This window comes from Streptomyces sp. NPDC058469, assembly GCF_042721125.1.
In the GTDB taxonomy this organism is placed as follows: Bacteria; Actinomycetota; Actinomycetes; order Streptomycetales; family Streptomycetaceae; genus Streptomyces.
On sequence record NZ_JBHXME010000039.1, the window covers coordinates 35,484 to 52,235 of the forward strand.

At 70.3% G+C, this 16,752-nt stretch carries 19 protein-coding genes; 12 read left to right on the top strand and 7 right to left on the bottom strand.

What is annotated here, in order from left to right; genetic code table 11:
* Nucleotides 1–45 precede the first annotated feature (45 nt).
* The 3 genes from ACFWP5_RS19040 to ACFWP5_RS19050 all read left to right on the top strand — a co-directional run bounded on the left by ACFWP5_RS19040 (nt 46) and on the right by ACFWP5_RS19050 (nt 2,143).
* Nucleotides 46–984, top strand: a complete 939-nt coding sequence (locus tag ACFWP5_RS19040; protein WP_384157331.1) for a PAC2 family protein — start codon at nt 46–48, stop codon at nt 982–984.
* 107 nt (nt 985–1,091) lie between these two features.
* Nucleotides 1,092–1,712, top strand: coding sequence for a dephospho-CoA kinase (gene coaE, locus ACFWP5_RS19045; RefSeq protein ID WP_384157334.1), 621 nt, complete (start codon nt 1,092–1,094; stop codon nt 1,710–1,712).
* A 50-nt stretch (nt 1,713–1,762) separates the two neighbouring features.
* Nucleotides 1,763–2,143: a tetratricopeptide repeat protein gene (locus ACFWP5_RS19050; RefSeq protein ID WP_384157337.1), complete on the top strand. Its 381-nt coding sequence runs from the start codon at nt 1,763–1,765 to the stop codon at nt 2,141–2,143.
* A gap of 30 nt (nt 2,144–2,173) precedes the next feature.
* Here the strand turns inward: ACFWP5_RS19050 and ACFWP5_RS19055 are convergent, their stop codons facing one another.
* Nucleotides 2,174–2,440 (bottom strand): DUF6343 family protein, encoded by a 267-nt coding sequence (locus ACFWP5_RS19055; protein ID WP_384157340.1) that lies wholly within the window; start codon nt 2,438–2,440, stop codon nt 2,174–2,176.
* Nucleotides 2,441–2,510: 70 nt separating this feature from the next.
* On the opposite strand from ACFWP5_RS19055, the gene ACFWP5_RS19060 reads away from it, so the two are divergent.
* The 3 genes from ACFWP5_RS19060 (at nt 2,511) to ACFWP5_RS19070 (ending at nt 4,846) form a co-directional block, all read left to right on the top strand.
* Nucleotides 2,511–3,440, top strand: a complete 930-nt coding sequence (locus ACFWP5_RS19060) for an acyltransferase domain-containing protein (RefSeq protein ID WP_384157343.1) — start codon at nt 2,511–2,513, stop codon at nt 3,438–3,440.
* Between the two features lie 91 nt (nt 3,441–3,531).
* Complete coding sequence (locus tag ACFWP5_RS19065) at nt 3,532–4,287, top strand: class I SAM-dependent methyltransferase (RefSeq protein WP_384157346.1); 756 nt, start codon at nt 3,532–3,534, stop codon at nt 4,285–4,287.
* A 103-nt stretch (nt 4,288–4,390) separates the two neighbouring features.
* Nucleotides 4,391–4,846 carry a DoxX family protein gene (locus tag ACFWP5_RS19070; RefSeq protein WP_384157349.1) on the top strand — a complete coding sequence of 152 codons (456 nt, stop codon included), beginning with the start codon at nt 4,391–4,393 and terminating at the stop codon, nt 4,844–4,846.
* A 79-nt stretch (nt 4,847–4,925) separates the two neighbouring features.
* Here ACFWP5_RS19070 and ACFWP5_RS19075 read toward each other — a convergent pair whose 3' ends face one another.
* The gene (locus ACFWP5_RS19075; RefSeq protein ID WP_384157352.1) at nt 4,926–5,528 is read right to left on the bottom strand and encodes an RNA-binding S4 domain-containing protein; all 603 of its coding nucleotides are present in this window, start codon (nt 5,526–5,528) and stop codon (nt 4,926–4,928) included.
* 279 nt (nt 5,529–5,807) lie between these two features.
* Between ACFWP5_RS19075 and ACFWP5_RS19080 the strand changes: the two genes are divergently transcribed.
* Both ACFWP5_RS19080 and pip read left to right on the top strand, forming a co-directional pair.
* On the top strand, nt 5,808–6,500 hold the full coding sequence (locus ACFWP5_RS19080; RefSeq protein WP_384157355.1) for a uracil-DNA glycosylase: 693 nt from the start codon (nt 5,808–5,810) through the stop codon (nt 6,498–6,500).
* Between the two features lie 18 nt (nt 6,501–6,518).
* Nucleotides 6,519–7,481, top strand: coding sequence for a prolyl aminopeptidase (gene pip, locus ACFWP5_RS19085; protein WP_384157358.1), 963 nt, complete (start codon nt 6,519–6,521; stop codon nt 7,479–7,481).
* 18 nt (nt 7,482–7,499) lie between these two features.
* Here pip and ACFWP5_RS19090 read toward each other — a convergent pair whose 3' ends face one another.
* Together ACFWP5_RS19090 and ACFWP5_RS19095 are read right to left on the bottom strand one after the other, a co-directional pair.
* Complete coding sequence (locus tag ACFWP5_RS19090) at nt 7,500–8,900, bottom strand: LamG domain-containing protein (protein WP_384157360.1); 1,401 nt, start codon at nt 8,898–8,900, stop codon at nt 7,500–7,502.
* Between the two features lie 95 nt (nt 8,901–8,995).
* Nucleotides 8,996–9,664: a GntR family transcriptional regulator gene (locus ACFWP5_RS19095; RefSeq protein WP_384157363.1), complete on the bottom strand. Its 669-nt coding sequence runs from the start codon at nt 9,662–9,664 to the stop codon at nt 8,996–8,998.
* Nucleotides 9,665–9,835: 171 nt separating this feature from the next.
* Between ACFWP5_RS19095 and ACFWP5_RS19100 the strand changes: the two genes are divergently transcribed.
* From ACFWP5_RS19100 to ACFWP5_RS19110, 3 genes are all read left to right on the top strand, one after another.
* Nucleotides 9,836–11,308: an NCS1 family nucleobase:cation symporter-1 gene (locus ACFWP5_RS19100; protein ID WP_384157366.1), complete on the top strand. Its 1,473-nt coding sequence runs from the start codon at nt 9,836–9,838 to the stop codon at nt 11,306–11,308.
* A 5-nt stretch (nt 11,309–11,313) separates the two neighbouring features.
* Complete coding sequence (locus tag ACFWP5_RS19105; RefSeq protein WP_384157369.1) at nt 11,314–12,036, top strand: aspartate/glutamate racemase family protein; 723 nt, start codon at nt 11,314–11,316, stop codon at nt 12,034–12,036.
* A 257-nt stretch (nt 12,037–12,293) separates the two neighbouring features.
* The gene (locus tag ACFWP5_RS19110; RefSeq protein ID WP_384157372.1) at nt 12,294–13,241 is read left to right on the top strand and encodes a glycoside hydrolase family 6 protein; all 948 of its coding nucleotides are present in this window, start codon (nt 12,294–12,296) and stop codon (nt 13,239–13,241) included.
* Between the two features lies 1 nt (nt 13,242).
* Here ACFWP5_RS19110 and ACFWP5_RS19115 read toward each other — a convergent pair whose 3' ends face one another.
* The 3 genes from ACFWP5_RS19115 to ACFWP5_RS19125 form a co-directional block, all read right to left on the bottom strand.
* Nucleotides 13,243–13,719, bottom strand: a complete 477-nt coding sequence (locus ACFWP5_RS19115; RefSeq protein ID WP_384157375.1) for a GNAT family N-acetyltransferase — start codon at nt 13,717–13,719, stop codon at nt 13,243–13,245.
* Nucleotides 13,716–14,132 carry a RidA family protein gene (locus ACFWP5_RS19120; protein ID WP_384157378.1) on the bottom strand — a complete coding sequence of 139 codons (417 nt, stop codon included), beginning with the start codon at nt 14,130–14,132 and terminating at the stop codon, nt 13,716–13,718. The genes ACFWP5_RS19115 and ACFWP5_RS19120 overlap by 4 nt, the downstream gene beginning before the upstream one ends.
* A 748-nt stretch (nt 14,133–14,880) precedes the next feature.
* A complete protein-coding gene (locus tag ACFWP5_RS19125) occupies nt 14,881–15,612 on the bottom strand; it encodes a hypothetical protein (protein WP_384157381.1) in 732 nt (243 codons plus the stop codon).
* 278 nt (nt 15,613–15,890) lie between these two features.
* Between ACFWP5_RS19125 and ACFWP5_RS19130 the strand changes: the two genes are divergently transcribed.
* Nucleotides 15,891–16,670: a nucleotidyltransferase domain-containing protein gene (locus ACFWP5_RS19130; RefSeq protein WP_384157384.1), complete on the top strand. Its 780-nt coding sequence runs from the start codon at nt 15,891–15,893 to the stop codon at nt 16,668–16,670.
* The last annotated feature ends 82 nt before the right edge of the window (nt 16,671–16,752 follow it).

Consider the following 16,752-nt stretch of genomic DNA (forward strand, 5'->3'; position numbering starts at 1 on the left):
CCTGGAGGGCGTTGTGCAGTACGAACACGAGGAGGAGCGGTCACTGTGCTTGATCCGCAGGGTTTGTACGCATGGGAGCCGAAGGGCCTGGCAGTCGTCGACATGGCGCTCGCACAGGAGTCGGCCGGTCTTGTCATGCTCTACCACTTCGACGGATACATCGACGCGGGCGAGACAGGCGACCAGATCGTCGAACGTCTGCTCGATACGTTGCCCCACCAGCTCGTGGCTAGTTTCGACCACGACCGGCTCGTCGACTACCGAGCCCGCCGCCCGCTGCTCACCTTCAAGCGGGACCGGTGGACCGAGTACGAGGAGCCCACGCTCGACGTGCGACTGGTCCAGGACGCCACCGGAGCCCCCTTCCTGCTCCTCTCCGGCCCCGAGCCGGACGTGGAGTGGGAGCGCTTCGCCGCGGCCGTCCAGCAGATCGTGGAGCGGCTCGGCGTCCGGCTGTCCGTGAACTTCCACGGCATCCCCATGGGCGTCCCGCACACCCGGCCCGTCGGCGTCACCCCGCACGGCAACCGCAACGACCTCGTCCCGGGGCACCGCAGCCCCTTCGACGAGGCGCAGGTTCCCGGCAGCGCCGAGGCGCTCGTCGAGTACCGCCTCATGGAGGCCGGTCACGACGTCCTGGGCGTCGCCGCGCACGTTCCGCACTACATCGCCCGCTCCCCGTACCCGGACGCCGCTCTGACCGTCCTGGAGGCCATCACGGCGGGCACCGGACTGGTCCTCCCGGGCATCGCGCACTCCCTGCGCACCGAGGCCCACCGCACCCAGACCGAGATCGACCGCCAGATCCAGGAGGGCGACGAGGAGCTCGTGGCGCTCGTCCAGGGCCTGGAGCACCAGTACGACGCCGCCGCGGGCGCCGAGAGCCGCGGCAACATGCTCGCCGAGCCGGTCGACATCCCGTCGGCGGACGAGATCGGGCAGGAGTTCGAGCGCTTCCTGGCGGAGCGCGAGGGCGACAACTAAGGCCTGCCCGCCGGACTGTTCCTGAGGGCCTGTCCGCCGGACGGGTCCCGGGCGGTTGCCGACGGTCATCGCGTGCCCTGTCGGTGACAGGCCGTAGGCTTCGGTCCATGCTGAAGGTCGGCCTCACCGGGGGCATCGGTGCCGGTAAGAGTGAAGTGTCGCGGCTGCTCGTGGGGTACGGCGCCGTGCTGATCGACGCCGACCGCATCGCGCGCGAGGTCGTCGCGCCCGGAACTCCCGGGCTCGCGGCGGTAGTCGAGGCCTTCGGAGAGGACGTCCTCGGCGAGGACGGCGGCCTGGACCGGCCGAAGCTCGGCTCCATCGTCTTCGCCGACCCCGAGAAGCTGGCCGTCCTCAACGAGATCGTGCACCCCCTGGTCGGCCGACGGTCCCGCGAGCTCGAAGCGGCCGCGGCCGACGACGCCGTGGTGATCCACGACGTACCCCTCCTCGCCGAGAACGCCCTCGCCGCGCTGTACGACCTGGTGATCGTCGTCGACGCGAGCCCCGAGACCCAGCTCGACCGGCTGGTCCGGCTGCGGGGCATGACCGAGGACGACGCACGCGCGCGTATGGCCGCCCAGGCGACGCGCGAGAAGCGGCTCGCCATCGCGGACATCGTCATCGACAACGACGTCCCCCTGGAGGCGCTGGAGCGGCGCGTACGAGACGTGTGGGCCGAACTCGTGCGCAGGGCGCACGCGCCCCAGCAGCCACCCCAGGAATAGCGGTCGTTCCTCCGGGCGTTGAAACGTCCGAGTGAGGGAAGGACTTTGCCGTGCCCGAGAACAGCGGAACGACCGGACGTACTCCGGAGACGCATGTCATCGACTTCCGCGCCGCCGAGCAGTTGCTCGACGCGCGGGACCCGCGGGGCGCGGTGAAGCTGCTCGACCGCGTCATCGACGCGCACCCGGAGAACACCGCCGCGCGCCTGCTGCGCGCGCGTGCCTTCTTCGCGGCCGCGCAACTGCGCCCAGCCGAGCTGGAGTTCACCATCGTCCTGGAGCGCGAGCCCGACAACGCCTTCGCGCACTTCGCGCTCGCCCGCACCTACGAGCGACAGGGCCGCGCCGACCAGGCCAAACGCCACTTCCGGCTGGCCGCCGCGCTCGATCCCAAACCGCAGTACCTGAAGGCGGCCCGCTTCGACGCGTAGGCGTACGCCTGTGGTCACACCCCCGGTGGGTCAGGGGCGGCGGTGTTCCGGTGGTCGGTACGGCGGGACGTCCGGGCCCGGCTGGTAGTGCGGGCCCTGGCGCATGTGTCTGAGGATCATGGTCATGTCGATCGTGACGATCAGCCACAGCACCGCGCAGGCCGCCGCCCACCCGGGGCGACCGGTGAGCGCGAACGCCACCGTGCCGAAGATCGTCCAGACCAGTCCCCACACGCTCAGCCAGAAGCGCGTCCGCAGCGGACTGCGCGCTGTCGTCGGCTCACTGCCTGTACGCATCAGGATCACTACTCCTCCTTGCAACGTACTCTTCGGCTCGGACGTTCTCCACAGGGAGGGAAAGCGCACCGTGCTGCCGGACGCCGACGAACTGCCCGAGGTCCTGCTCGACCTCGCCGTACCCCATGAGGACATCAACGAACTGGTGCGACTGCGCCGGGTGTTGACGCGGGACACCGACGCGACGCGGCTCCTGGAGGAGTGCGTCGGCGAACTGGTGAAGGACATCGGAGAGCACGGCCACTGGACCCGGCTCACCGAGCTGTTCCTGGCACGGCTGCCCGAGGCTCCGCCGGAGGTGGGCGCCTACTTCTCCGTGTACGTGTTCGTCGCCGCGCTGCCCTACACGCGCGCGTACCACCGCGAACGCGGCATCCCCGCCGATGTCTCCCGGCGCACCCTCGCCGACCTGGGACGCAACATCGCGGTGCACCACAAGCGGTACGGCGGGGGAGGGCTGCCGTTCCCGCAGTGGCTCGTCCCGCACTTCCGCGGCGAGCTGTACCAGCTGGGGCGGCTGCAGTTCGAGCGGGCGCGGCTCGGTGAACGCACCGCGCAGGCGCTCACGGCGGCCGGGCTGGACGCGGAGCCGGGGACGCCCTGCCTGAACCTGCACATCCCCGACTTCTCCGGGCCGCTCACCCCGGCCGCGTGCGATCGCTCGCTGGAGCTGGCCCGCGCGTTCTTCGCCCGGCACTTCCCCGAGGAACACCACGAGGTCGCGACCTGCCACTCCTGGCTGCTCGACCCGCAGTTGAAGCGGTACCTCTCCGCCGGCTCGAACATCGTCCGCTTCCAGGAACGGTTCCGAGTGATCCGCGAGGACACGGAGCCGGCCGACACCGAGCCCGTCCAGTTCGTCTTCGGCCATCCCGATCTGGCGGTGGAGAGCCTGCCGCGGCGTACGTCCGTGGAGAAGGCCGTCGGGGATCACTTGCGGGCGGGCGGGCACTGGTACATCGGGCACGGGTGGTTCCCGCTCCAACCGTTGCCTCTCTGACCAACCGTTGCCTCTCTGAAGGGAATTGACTCGTACGGGTGAACCAGTGCGAGTCGGGAACGGGCGTGCGGACGCGGTCCGTTGGACGGGCATGCGAATCGAAATGCGTGAGGGGTACGAAGGGACAGGACCCGGGGCGATCACCCCGGACGGCTGCGCGGTGGAGCTGTACTCGCGGCTCCCCGTGGGAGAGGAGCCGGACATCATCACGGCGGCCGTGCCGGCCGGCGCGCGCATCCTGGAGCTGGGCAGCGGGGTGGGACGGATGACCCACCCCCTTCTGGAACGCGGGTTCACGGTCACGGCGGTCGACGACTCCGCCGAGATGCTGGAGCGGGTCCGGGGCGCGCGCACGATATGCGGCCCGATCGAGAACCTCGATCTGGGAGAGACCTTCGACGTGGTGCTGCTCGCGTCGTTCCTGGTGCACGCCGGGGATGTCGAGGTACGGCGCGGACTGCTGCGGACCTGCGTACGGCATGTCGCGGCGGGCGGCTGTGTGCTGATCCAGCGGGAGGGCGAGGACTTCCACGCGAACGTGCCGCGCGAGCGAAGCGAGATGGGGGTCCCCCCGGCCGGAGGCTGGGGGAGGGGCGACCCCAGTGGCTTCACCGTGCGGATGGTGTCGGCGGAGCCGGTCGGGGACGGGGTCGACTCGGTGCGTGCGGAGTATGTGTTCCCGGACGCGGTCTGGACCCAGACGTTCCTGTCCCGGCCGTTGACGAAGGACCAGTTCGAGGAGGCGCTGGCGGAGGCGGGACTGAAGGTGGACAGCTATCTGACACCGGACCGGATATGGGTGAGGGCGGTGGCGGCGACAGTGGCGGAGGCAGAGACAGCGGATTAGCGGAGGAAATCGCGTGCGGCGGCGATGAGTTCGAGGACGAGGGCCGGTCTACCCCTGTGACAGCAACACGGACCGCTTCCCACCGTCCCCACAGGAGAACCTCATGTCCGAGACCACCGCTTCCGTAGCCTCCGCGAACTCCCGCACCGTCGTCGCCGAGTCCGCGACCCCCCGCGGCCGCCGCGCCCGGATCGCGCTGCGTGCCCTCCAGGTGCTGCTCGCCCTGTTCTACGGCATCGCGAGTGCGCTGCCCAAGCTGATCGCGCATCCGTCGGCCGTGGAGTCCTTCGACAAGATCGGCTGGGGCAGCGGGGCCATGTACACCATCGGCGCGCTCGAACTGGCCGGTGCCGTCGCGCTGTTGGTGCCGCTGCTGCAGTCGGTGGCGGCGACGGCACTCAGTGCGCTGATGGTGGGTGCGTTCGTCGTGCAGATGACCGCGTTCCACGGTGAGAACGCGGCGACACCGTTGATCCTGATCATCCCGCTCGCCCTGATCGCCTGGGCGCGGCGGGGGCAGAACGCGGAGTTGCTGCGAGTGGTACGACGACGGGCGTGATCCGTGCCGTACGGCTGAGGCTGAGGCTGAGCACAGGGTGACGGTGGCGTCCGGTGGGCCGAGGGGCCCGGGCCGGACGTCACCGTTTCGGGTCGCGGCGGGTACTGCGGTGTGAGTCGCGACGGGTGTCCCGCTCCCGGTGGGTGTCGGGGGTGGTGGCGGGGTCGGCGCCGGGGACGCCGCGCAGGCGTTCCAGGTCGCGGCGGTCGCGTTTGGTGGGGCGGCCGGTGCCGCGGTCGCGGATGCCGGCCGGGGCGACGGCCTCGCGGGGCGGGGGCGGCGGGGAGTTGTCCACGTAGCACTGGACGGCGACCGGAGGGCCGACCCGTTTGCGGATGACCTGCTTCACGATGACGACGCGCTCGTGGCCCTCGTGACGGAGGCGTACCTCGTCGCCGACGTGGAGAGAGTGGGCAGGCTTCACCCGCTCGCCGTTGACACGGACGTGGCCGCCCTTGCAGGCGGCGGCGCCCATGGAACGGGTCTTGACCAGGCGGACGGACCAGATCCAACTGTCGACGCGGACGCTCGCACCGTCCGAGGGGCCGGCGGCTTTGGCAGCGGCCACGGCGTCGCTCTGAGGCTCAGCCGTAGGGCTCTGGGGCGCGTCGGTGTTCCGGCTCGTCGTAGTCGCGCCGGTTCCGTTGTCGCCGTCGGTCTCGTCCGCACCCTCGGAAGCCATGCCTCGACTTTAGTCCCCCGAGACGGGCCGCTCCGGCGGGTTTCGGCCGACGACCCGAGCACGGGAGGCTCCTCGCGGCTCCCGGTCTCCGGCCTTCGACTCTTGTGCCACGTTCCCCCCGACCACCGCGTCCCGCCCACCGAGCAGCCCCAGGTTCCGTTGCTGGCGCTGCTGTTCCTGATGATCTGCGGGTTCGTGGCGTTCGCGTGATCCTCACCTGAGTCCGGCGGACCTACGGTGGGGCGTGAACTCGGTGAGGGGACGAAATACGGTGGCGGCATGAACCTGTCCGACCTCGATCAGCGGATCACCGGCTGTCGGGCCTGCCCCCGCCTGGTCGCCTGGCGCGAGGAGGTCGCCCGTACCAAACGCGCGGCCTTCGCCGACTGGACGTACTGGGGGCGCCCGGTACCCGGCTTCGGCCCCGCCGACGCGTCGCTCCTGATCATCGGCCTGGCCCCGGCCGCGCACGGCGCCAACCGCACCGGCCGCATGTTCACCGGCGACCGCTCCGGGGACGTCCTGTACGAGGCCCTCTACGACGTGGGCCTCGCCTCGCAGCCGACCGCCGTGAGCGCCCACGACGGCCTGGAGCTGTACGGCGTGCGCATCACCTCGCCGGTGCGCTGCGCGCCGCCCGCCAACAAGCCCACCCCCGAGGAACGCGACACCTGCCGGTCCTGGCTCGTCGAGGAACTCACCCTGCTGCGGCCGACGTTGAAGGCAGTGGTTGTACTCGGCGCCTTCGGCTGGCAGGCGGCGCTGCCCGCGTTCGCGGCGGCGGGGTGGCAAGTGCCGCGCCCACGGCCCGTGTTCGGGCACGGGACGCAGGTCTCCCTCGGCGGACTCGACCTCTTCGGCTGCTTCCACGTCAGCCAGCGCAACACCTTCACCGGCAAACTCACCCCCGAGATGCTGCGGGACGTACTGCGCACGGCGGCCGGGGCGGCGGGGCTGCCGACCGCGCCGTAGCGACGCTAGGGTCGGCGGATGGGCCTGTATCCGGAGATCGAACCGTACGACCACGGCATGCTCGACGTCGGCGACGGCAACCGCGTCTACTGGGAGACCTGCGGAAACCCGCACGGCAAGCCCGCGGTCGTGCTGCACGGCGGCCCGGGTTCGGGCTGTTCCCCTTATCCCCGGCGGTACTTCGACCCCGCCGTCTACCGGATCGTGCTGCTCGACCAGCGCGGGTGCGGACGTTCCACACCGCACGCGAGCGCGTACGACACCGACATGAGCGTGAACACGACGGCCCACCTCACCGCCGATCTGGAGCTGCTGCGGCGGGAGTTGGGGATCGAACGGTGGCTGGTGTGGGGCGCGTCGTGGGGGTCGGTGCTCGGGCTGCGGTACGCGCAGACGCATCCGGGTGTGGTGTCGGAGCTGGTGCTGACCTGTGTCGCCACCGGGTCCGATCCCGAAGTGGCCCTGCTGACCAGGGGACTTGGGAAGCTCTTCCCGGAGGCCTTCGAAGCGTTCGTCGGTGAACTCCCCGCCGCGGAACGGGACGGGAACCTCGCCGCCGCCTACAACCGGCTCATCGAGTCGCCCGACCGGGCGGTGCGGGAGCGGGCCGCGCGCGCCTGGACGGACTGGGAGACGGCGATCATCCCGGCGCCGCCGCGCTCCGAAAAACGGTACGAGGACCCGGAGTTCCGTATGTGCTTCGCCCGGACCGTCACGCACTACTTCGGCAACGACCACTTCCTGGGCGAGGGCAATGAGGAGGGTGTGGTGCTGCGGGACGCGCCCCTCCTCAAGGACATCCCCGGCACCCTCGTTCAAGGAACCCTCGACCTCGGCAACCTCCTCGGGGTCGTCTGGCGGCTCCATCACGCCTGGCCCGGCAGCGAGTTGGTGCTCGTGGACGAGGCCGGGCACAACGCGAGCGCGCCCGGTGTCGCGGAGGCACTGGTGGCGGCGACGGACAGGTACGCCCGTCGCTGACCTCCGCGACCCGGCGGTTCAGCCGATGCGGGCCGCCGCGACCGGTCGTGCCGTCACGTCGTAAGTCCCGGTGCTCTTCGATGAGTTGACGCTCCACCGGTACCGCGAGAACTCGCCCGTGGTGTCGGAGGCGTAGAACATCATGTGGCCGATGCCGACGCCTTGGAGGTTCTCGCCGGTGACGTTGCTGACCATGCGGGTGTCGGGGTACTTGGGGTAGTTGGTCAGCGCGTACACGCCGTGCGGGTCGGAGGTGCAGTCGATGATCTCGACGGCGTACTGCGTCTCGCCGGTGAAGTCGGCGGTGCCGCTGAAGACGCCCTTGACCTCGCGGACCATGACGATGTGGCCGGTGTTGTCGGGGTCGCTGCCCTTGTAGTCGACGGCGATGATGTCGCCCGGCTGGAGGTCGGCGACCTTGCGGACGCGCTGGAAGCGGGGGCCGGCGGTGCCGTTCAGGAAGGCCGCGCAGTAGTCGGCGGCCTCCGGGACCTTCTCCTGGAAGTACTGGAGGAAGTAGTCGTCCGCCGCCCAGCCATAGGTGTGCTTGAGGACGCCGGTGACGAAGGACGCGCAGCGGGCGCGGGCCACCCAGCTCGCCGGGTCGTCGGGCGTGCCCCAGGCGAGGGTGGCGGCCGAGCCCGTCAGATAGACGTTGTTCTGGCGGGCCGTATGGCCGCTGACCAGGGCGATCTCGTCGGTGGTGAGGGCGCGGGCGTAGGCTCGTACGTCGTCGATGGCGCCCTTGAAGCGGTTGACGGGCGCGCTGTCGAAGCGGGCCCGGCCGATGGAGAAGCCGCCGGTCGCCGCCCAGGACAGGGTGGTCGCGGCGCTGCCCTGCGGCTGACCGTCGACGTACAGCCGGATCTGCGTGCCGTCCCAGACGCCGGTGAGATGGGTCCAGACGCCGAGGGCGGCCGGTGACGTCGCGACGGCGGACACCTTCGTGGTCTGGTCCTCGCTGCGGACCTTGAAGGCCCAGGTGGAGACGGTGTTGTCGTACTGGAGGAGGAAGCGGCTGGTGGTGGTGCCGTCCTGGCTCACCGCCGTGTACATGGTGCCCGGGTCGGCGTCGCTCGCCGGCCGCACCCACGCCGAGACGGTGAAGGGGGCGGTGGTGTCCAGGACAGAGCCCGTGGAACCCGTCGAATCCGTGGCCGCGTACGCCCCGGACGTCCCGTCGAGACTCAGCTCGCCGCCCGCGCGCAGCGCCGTCCAGGTCGCGCCGGGACCGAGCGTGACAGGGTTCTCACGGCCGGAACGGTCCGTGCCCGCACCGTCCAGCGGCCAGTGCCCCACCAACCCGTTCACCAGATACCCGGCCGCCAACAGCCGCTGATATCCCACCAGTTGCTCGGCCCGCGCCAGATGCGGCGTGCCGACCGGCGTGAACGGAGTGTCCAGTGCTACGTCCGCCACGGCCACCCCCGTCCCCTGCGCGCCATCGCACCGACGCCCACGAGCGCGGCCCCGCTCAACAGGCCACGTCTGCTGACCATGTTCCCTCCCTCTCCTTACGGCTGCGGGTCGTCCCCGAACAGATGCCGCACCGTGGAACGGTAGTTGGCCTGTACGTGGCTGAGGGCATGGGCGCGGGCGCGGTCCGGGTCGCCGGACGCGATCGCCTCGTACAACTCCTCGTGTTCGGTGAGGAGTTGGGGCCACTCCTCGTTCTGCCGGGTGAGCCAGCGGAGCCGGCCGTCGACGGGTTCCATGACCGAGATCAGCAGGCTGTTTCCGGCCAGGGCCAGAATGCGGTCGTGGAAGCGGGTGTTGACGTCGGTGATCGCCTCGGCGTCGTCGGACCGGGTGGCCTCCGCCGCGCTGTCCAGCAACTCCCGTAGTTCGGCGAGTGCTTGAGGGGTCGCGCGGGCCGCGGCGAGCCCGGCCGCGTACACCTCCAGCGCCTCGCGCAGCTCGAACAGCTCCTTGACGTCGGTCGGGGTCAGCCGCCGTACGACCGTGCGGCGCGCCGACTCGAACAGGACGAAGCCCTCCGCGACCAGCGCCCGGATCGCCTCCCGGACCGGCACCCGCGAGACCCCGAAACGCTCGGCCAGCTCGCGCTCGACCAGCCGGTCGCCGGGGGCGAGGCGGCCCGCGATGATGTCCTGCCGCAGGGTGGCCAGGACGCGCTCGCGCACCGCTCCGAGGGGTTCGATCTTCGCTGTCATGGAGCTCATGGGGCTATCTTCGCCGACTCCGGAGGTGTTTTACGGAGCGTTAACAACGGTGACATCGGTCGGAACGGTTGACGGGAGGACTATGACGGCAGTTTGGTATACCAAACGACACCGGTAGCCGTCCTGTCCTTCCTGTTCTCCCTCCTCCGTCCCCTTTGCCCTGGAGGCCCCGTGTCCCTCGCCGACAGTGCCGAAGTCACCGGCACGCCAGCGTTCGTCCCCGACCCCCGGCTCACCAACGAAGACCTCGCCCCCGCCGACAAGCGCAACTGGAAGGTCTTCGACCTCTTCGCCATGTGGATGTCCGACGTCCACAACCTCGGCAACTACACCTTCGCCGCCGGACTGCTGGTCCTCGGCATGAACGTCTGGCAGATCTTCACCTCCCTGCTCGTCGGCTTCGTGCTCATCTACGTCGGCATGAACTGGATGGGCAAGATCGGGCAGGCGCACGGCGTTCCGTTCCCGGTTGTCAGCCGCATCAGCTTCGGTGTCTGGGGCGCCAACATCCCGGCCCTCATCCGGGCCGTGATCGCCATCATGTGGTACGGCATCCAGACCTACCTCGCCTCCGTCGCCGTCAACGTGATGCTGCTGGCCGCCTGGCCGGGACTGGAATCCTGGACTCACCACTCCTTCCTGGGACTTGACGCCCTCGGCTGGGTCTCCTTCCTGTCGCTGTGGCTGATCCAGGCGGTGATCATCAGTCAGGGCATGGAATCCGTACGGAAGTTCCAGGACTTCTGCGGCCCCGCGATCTGGCTGGTGATGATCGCGCTGGCCATCTGGGTACTGTCCAAGGCGGGTTGGAGCATCTCGCTCACCTCCACCCCGCACCCGGTCTCGTTCGGCGAGCAGTGGCGGCAGTGGTTCGGCGCGATCGGGCTGATCCTCGCCACGTACGGCACGCTGATGCTCAACTTCTGCGACTTCTCCCGCTTCGCGCCGGACGAACGCACCGTCCGCCGCGGCAACTTCTGGGGCCTGCCCATCAACTCCACGGCGTTCGTGGTCGTTTCGGTGATCGTCACGGCCGGCTCGCTGGAGGTCTGGGGTCAAGCCATCACCGACCCGGCGGAGTTGGTAGCCAAGGTCGGCAACACCTGGGTGATGGTGCTGGGCGCGCTGACGTTCGCCGTCGCCACCATGGGCGTCAACATCGTCGCCAACTTCGTCTCACCGGCGTACGACCTGGCCAACGTCTGGCCGCAGAAGATCAGCTTCAAGATCGGCGGCATGATCAGCACGGTGGCCGCGCTGGTCGTGACCCCGTGGAACCTGTTCTCCAACCCGACCGTCGTCAACTACTTCCTCGGCGGCCTCGGCGCCTTCCTGGGCCCGCTGTTCGGCGTGATCATGGTCGACTACTACTGGGTGAAGCGCGGCCGGGTCGACGTACAGGAACTCTTCGACGCGACCCCCGGCTCCCGCTACTACTACCGCAAGGGCGTCAACCCCAAGGCCCTGTGGGCGTTCCTGCCCTCGGCGGCGGTCGCGGCCGTACTCGCGCTGGTGAAGACGTTCAGCGACGTGGCCCCGTATTCGTGGTTCATCGGCACGGCACTGGGCGCCGGCCTGTACGTACTGATCTGCCGCACCGATCGAGCCGCCGCCGAGCCCGCTCCCGAGCCGGTGGAGGTCTGAGCGGAGTGCGCATCGTCGTCACCAACTGCAACACCACGCAGGAGATGACCGAGGAGATCGTACGAGGTGCCCGGGCCGCAGCAGGCCCGGGCACCACCGTGACCGGCCTGACCCCCGCATGGGGCCCCGAGTCCGCGGAGGGCTGGCTCGACAGCTACCTCTCGGCGGCGGCCGTCATGGACCTGCTCCGCACGTACGAGGGTCCTGCGTACGACGCCGTCGTCATGGCCGGCTTCGGAGAGCACGGACGGGAAGGCGTTCGGGAGTTGGTGGACGTACCGGTCGTCGACATCACCGAGGCGGCCGCCCACCTGGCCTGCCTGCTGGGTCGACGCTACGGCGTCGTCACCACGCTGGAACGGTCCTGCGGCCAGATCGAGGACAGCCTGGAGCTGGCGGGCGTGGGCCGGAACTGCGCGGCGGTGGTGGGGACGGGGCTGAGCGTCCTCGACCTGGGCGGCGACGAGGACCGCACGGAGGCGGCGTTCCTCGCGGCGGCGGAACGGGTGTGCGCGGCCGGCGCCGAGGTGCTGGTGCTGGGCTGCGCCGGGATGACGGGGTTGCAGCGGGCGGTGGGGGAGAAGCTGGGGTTGCCGGTGGTCGACGGGGTCGGCGCGGCGGTGAAGCTGGCGGAGTCGCTGGTGGGGTTGGGACTGACGACGAGCAGGGCGGGGAGTTATGCGAGGCCGGTGCCGAAGAAGCGGGCGTGGGGGCAAGCGCCCCGTTAGAAGCGCGAGGGCAACGCCCTGAAGGGCGCGGGGTAGGGGCTTTTGGGGGCGCGGGGAACTGCGCGACAAGCCACGACGGCGCAGCAGCCGCTCAACAAACAGACCGTGGCACCCCCAACCGCGGCGCATCCCCCCGTAGGGGTGATCTTGCCCCCACCTGCCCGGTGATGCTTCGGCACGCGGACGGGACGCCCCCCAAACTCCGGGAAGGACAAGCCGCCGCCCAGTTATCCCCCCGCGGCGAGAACGGAGTCACCTTGCCCACCCCGGTACGCCGAGCCCTCCTCGCCACCCTCCTCGCAGGACTCTGCTGCGCCGGCGCCACCCGTGACGTACCGGAACCGTTCTGGATCACCCCCGACTCCCGAGCCGCGCAACAGGCAGCCGCCTGGCGCAGCTCGGGCCGAACAACAGACGCCGCCCTGATGGACCGCATCGCAGGCAGGCCCCAGGCAGAGTGGCTCAACGGCCCGAACCCCGCCCCGGTGGTCCGCGCCCGCACCACCGCCGCCGCCCAAGCCGGCCGCGTCGCCGTACTCGTCGCGTACTACATCCCGAACCGGGACTGCGGCCAGTACTCCCTCGGCGGCGCCCCCACCTCGGCGGCCTACCGCGCCTGGATCGACGAGTTCGCGACCGCCCTCGGCGACCGGGGCGCCTATGTGATCGTCGAACCGGACGCCGTGGCCCAGGTGGTCGCCGGTTGCACCCAGGTCACGGCGAGCGAACGCTACGCACTGCTCGCCCACGCCGTCGACCGCCTCAAACGCCAACCGCACACCCACGTCTACCTCGACGCGGGCAACTCCAGCTGGATCCCCGAAGCCTGGCGACTGGTCGCCGCGCTCAAGGCGTCCGGGGTCGCCCGAGCCGACGGCGTCGCCCTGAACATCTCCAACTATCAGACGAACAAGGCGAGTTCGACGTACGGCGACCAGCTCTCCAAAGACCTCGCCGGCACGCACTACGTCATCGACACCAGCCGCAACGGCAACGGCCCCTACACCGGCACCGACGCGTGGTGCAATCCGCCCGGCCGCGCCCTGGGCACCCCGCCGACGACCCGTACGGACAACCCCCTCCTCGACGCCTACCTGTGGATCAAACGCCCCGGCGAGTCCGACGGCACCTGCCGAGGCGGTCCGGCGGCAGGCCAGTGGTGGCCGTCGAACGCCCTGGAACTGGCTCGCAACGCCCGCCCCTGACCTACGACTTGGGCTCCCATACGAACCGCACGGCCGGCTCCCGCTCCTCGTTGGTGCTGCCGTCCGTGAACTCGACGGCGACGAAGCCGTGCCGCTCGTAGAACCGGTGGGCGGGCTTGTTCACCTGAAACGTCCACAGGTGCAGGCCCCCCGGGCTCCGCTCCTTCGCGAGCCCGACGAACCGGTCCCCGAGCCCCCGCCCGCGCCAGTCCGGTTCGAGGTACAGCTGCGACAACAGATCGCCGTTGACCACCATCAGCCCCACGATCCCACCGCCGTCCCCCGCGTCGGCCACCCAGATCTCCCGCAACGGCACGACGACATCCCGGAAGTAGTCCCGCACGTCGTCGTCGGACCGCGGACTGACAACGGTCGGCAACGCGGCGGCGAACGAACGCAGCCATACGTCGGCGGCGGGACGCGCATCGGGCCCGGTAGCCCGACGGAGCGTGACGACGGCCTCGGAGTCGGAGCTCATGACTGCGCCACCTCTTCCGGTACGACGGCTGTCGCGGTGATCTCCACGAGCTGCCCGGTGTACCCGAGGCAGGCCACGCCGACGAGCGTGGACGAATGCGGCCCCGCACTGAGCCCGGACGCCTCGACCACTTCCCACACGGCGGACAACACCGAGGGCTCGCTGCTGACGACATACACGTCCGTCGCGACGACCTGCCCCAAGTCGCTGCCGACCGCCCGCAGTTGCTCACCGAGATTCACCAACACCTGCTCGGCCTGCCGTACCGCGTCCCCCACACCGACCAGCTTGCCGTCGACGTCGAGCGGGACCGCCCCGGCGAGGAAGGCGAGCTTCGTACCGGCTTCGACGACGGTGGCGTGGGAGTAGGTGGGTGGCGGGAAGAGGGTAGGGACGGTGACGCGTTCGAGCACGGGGTCTCCCAGGAGTCGGTCGATCGGTCGCCGGCGGTTGGAGGTCGGCGGTCGGCGCAGTGCGGGCGCCAGCCGATCACGTGGACGATGCCGCCCGCATCCGAATTTCCGCCGGAGGCCCCGGAGGCCCCGGAGGACTCGTTGGACCCGGAGGGCGGGGTCGGGCTCTCCACCCGCCAGCCGTCCTCCCGTGTCACCCGCTCGAAGACCCCGATCTTGTACGCCAGCCCTTTCGGCTCGCCCATGTCACACGACGAGTGCGCCTTCTCCCGCTCCTCCTCCCCACGCACCAACGGCCGTCCGCGCACCGCGAGGAGCGGGACGGAGAGCGAAGAGACGCGCAGCGCACGCGAGTTGGTAGGCCAGGCGTCGACGGCGATGGTCCCCACCGGCACGCTCTCCCTCTCCCTCCCACTCCCGTTGCCCGGCATCGAAATCCAGTACCTCCTGCGGAAATCCTCGTCGCACCGACGCCCGCGCCCGGCCGCCCCCAGCCGCCCCCGCAGCCGCTTCTCGCTCGACACCGTGAGCGAGCCGGGATCGACGCACCCACCCAAAGCGCCCTCGGCGAGCGAGGCTAGATCCCAGAGACCGAACCGGCGACCCTCGCCGAACGAAACGGCGCGGAGCCCGGGAGAGGCGGCCAACCGCTCGTGCACACGCTGGACTTGATCATCCTTCATGGCCCCGGAGCGTAGGGTCGCCGCCGGCGTTAGACCGAGGGCGCCGGGAACATCGCCCGGGCATGTCATTCCGGAGATGGGCCCCACTCCCGTTCAGACACCTGGCGTTCGCACTCCTGTGCAAGAAGCGGGTACGCCTCGGTGATGGCCGCGTAGACCCGCCGCCGGAGCAACTCCTCGGCCGCGAACCGCCCGGCACCCCCGTGCAGCCCGTTCAGCAACTCGTCGTAGCGGGCCAGCCGGTGCCGTAGATAGTCGACCTTCCACCGATCGAGCACGACGGCATCGGCACTCCCGCCCCTGACGCCGGCACCATCCGGCAGCGGCCCCCTTCGTTCGTACGCCCGCTCCTTCTCCCGCCGATCGCGGTGCTCGACCGCAAGCGCCGCCAATTTGTGCGGAGCCAGGCGCGGCACGTCGATCGGCTCGGCCGCGATCCGCGCCAGCACCTCCCGCCGCCTGCGCCGGGCAGCGACCCGCGCCACGCCGGACCGCCGCGCGGCAGCCGCCGAAACGGCCCGGAACTCCTCACTCCGCTCAGCCGCCTCGACCCGCTCGACGCAGTACAGCCGGATCCGCGGAGCCGCCCGTAAATGCGGATTGACCCGCAACAGATCAGGTTCACCGAGCAGTTGACGCACCATCTCGGCCGTCCATCCCCGCGCGCGCAATCCGGCGGCCGAGAGATGCGTACGAGCGACGGGCGAGTCGCCGCCGCCCTCCGATCCCTGCAGCTGTCCTTGTCCCTGGTCCTGCCGCTTCCCCTGCCCACTCTCATTCGCCTCGTACGCTGCCATCGACCGCTCCCAGTGGTGACTCTCGGTGACCACTCCAGTGAAGCGCGCACCACTGACAATCGTCCCGAGGGCCTCGCACGGCGAGAGTGACATCAGCGCCCCCGCACCCTTCGCCCCGCACCCCCCACCCCGCACCCCGGGCCGCCGCGACTCGTCGGCGGCGAGGTGGGAATGCCAGGACGTGAGCAGGGGGGCGCGATATCGCGTGGCACCCGGCGCGCCGTCTGCCTACGCTTCCGGCGATTCCCGCCCCCGGCCGACCAGTTGGAGCCGCAGCCGTGCCCAAGCCCACTTCCACGCCCACTGAAGACGCGGACTTCCTCGACACCACCGCCAACCGCCTAGCCACCCTCCCCACGGTCCGGGCCGTAGCCCTCGGTGGTTCCCGGGCCGAAGGCACTCACCGCCGCGACAGCGACTGGGACTTGGCGGTCTACTACCGTGGCCCCTTCGACCCCGCCGACCTCCGTGCCCTCGGGTGGGAGGGCGAGGTTTCCGAGGTCGGCGGGTGGGGCGGCGGAGTCTTCAACGGGGGTGCCTGGCTGACGATCGACGGGCGGCGTGTCGACGTGCACTATCGCGATCTCGACGTGGTGGAGCGGGAGTTGGCGGAGACGGAGGAGGGGCGGTTCCGGGTGGAACCGTTGCTGTTCCATCTCGCCGGGATTCCCAGTTACCTGGTCATCGCCGAGTTGGCGATCAACCGGGTCCTGCGAGGTGAACTGCCCCGCCCGGACGCCTATCCCGCGAAGCTACGGCTCTCCGCCGCCGAGCGTTGGCACGGCACCGCCGATGCCACCCTCGCGTACGCGCAGGCCAATCACGTCCCGAAGGGTCGGCTCACCGAGGTCGCCGGTGCGCTCGCCGTGGCCGCCGTGCAGGCCGGGCACGGGGTGCTGGCGGGGCGGGGGGAGTGGGTGACGAACGAGAAGCGGTTGTTGGAGCGGGCCGGGCTGCGGTCGGTCGACGGCATTGTGGCGGGGTTGCGGGCGGAGCCGGACGTGCTCACCCGCGCGGTTTCCGACGCGGGAGCGTTGTTCTCGGCGTTGCGTTCATAAAGAAGGCGCCCTTCCGGTCAACCTTCACATCCCCGAAATGCGAGCGGCCCGTTCCGCACAAGGACGCGAACTACCGTGGGCA

Coding starts and splice junctions, on each gene's coding strand:
- ACFWP5_RS19065 (WP_384157346.1), top strand. CDS start 3,532: ATGCGAATCGAAATGCGTGAGGGGTACGAAGGGACAGGACCCGGGGCG.
- ACFWP5_RS19080 (WP_384157355.1), top strand. CDS start 5,808: ATGAACCTGTCCGACCTCGATCAGCGGATCACCGGCTGTCGGGCCTGC.
- ACFWP5_RS19115 (WP_384157375.1), bottom strand. CDS start 13,719: ATGAGCTCCGACTCCGAGGCCGTCGTCACGCTCCGTCGGGCTACCGGG.
- pip (WP_384157358.1), top strand. CDS start 6,519: ATGGGCCTGTATCCGGAGATCGAACCGTACGACCACGGCATGCTCGAC.
- coaE (WP_384157334.1), top strand. CDS start 1,092: ATGCTGAAGGTCGGCCTCACCGGGGGCATCGGTGCCGGTAAGAGTGAA.
- ACFWP5_RS19075 (WP_384157352.1), bottom strand. CDS start 5,528: ATGGCTTCCGAGGGTGCGGACGAGACCGACGGCGACAACGGAACCGGC.
- ACFWP5_RS19095 (WP_384157363.1), bottom strand. CDS start 9,664: ATGAGCTCCATGACAGCGAAGATCGAACCCCTCGGAGCGGTGCGCGAG.
- ACFWP5_RS19070 (WP_384157349.1), top strand. CDS start 4,391: ATGTCCGAGACCACCGCTTCCGTAGCCTCCGCGAACTCCCGCACCGTC.
- ACFWP5_RS19125 (WP_384157381.1), bottom strand. CDS start 15,612: ATGGCAGCGTACGAGGCGAATGAGAGTGGGCAGGGGAAGCGGCAGGAC.
- ACFWP5_RS19055 (WP_384157340.1), bottom strand. CDS start 2,440: ATGCGTACAGGCAGTGAGCCGACGACAGCGCGCAGTCCGCTGCGGACG.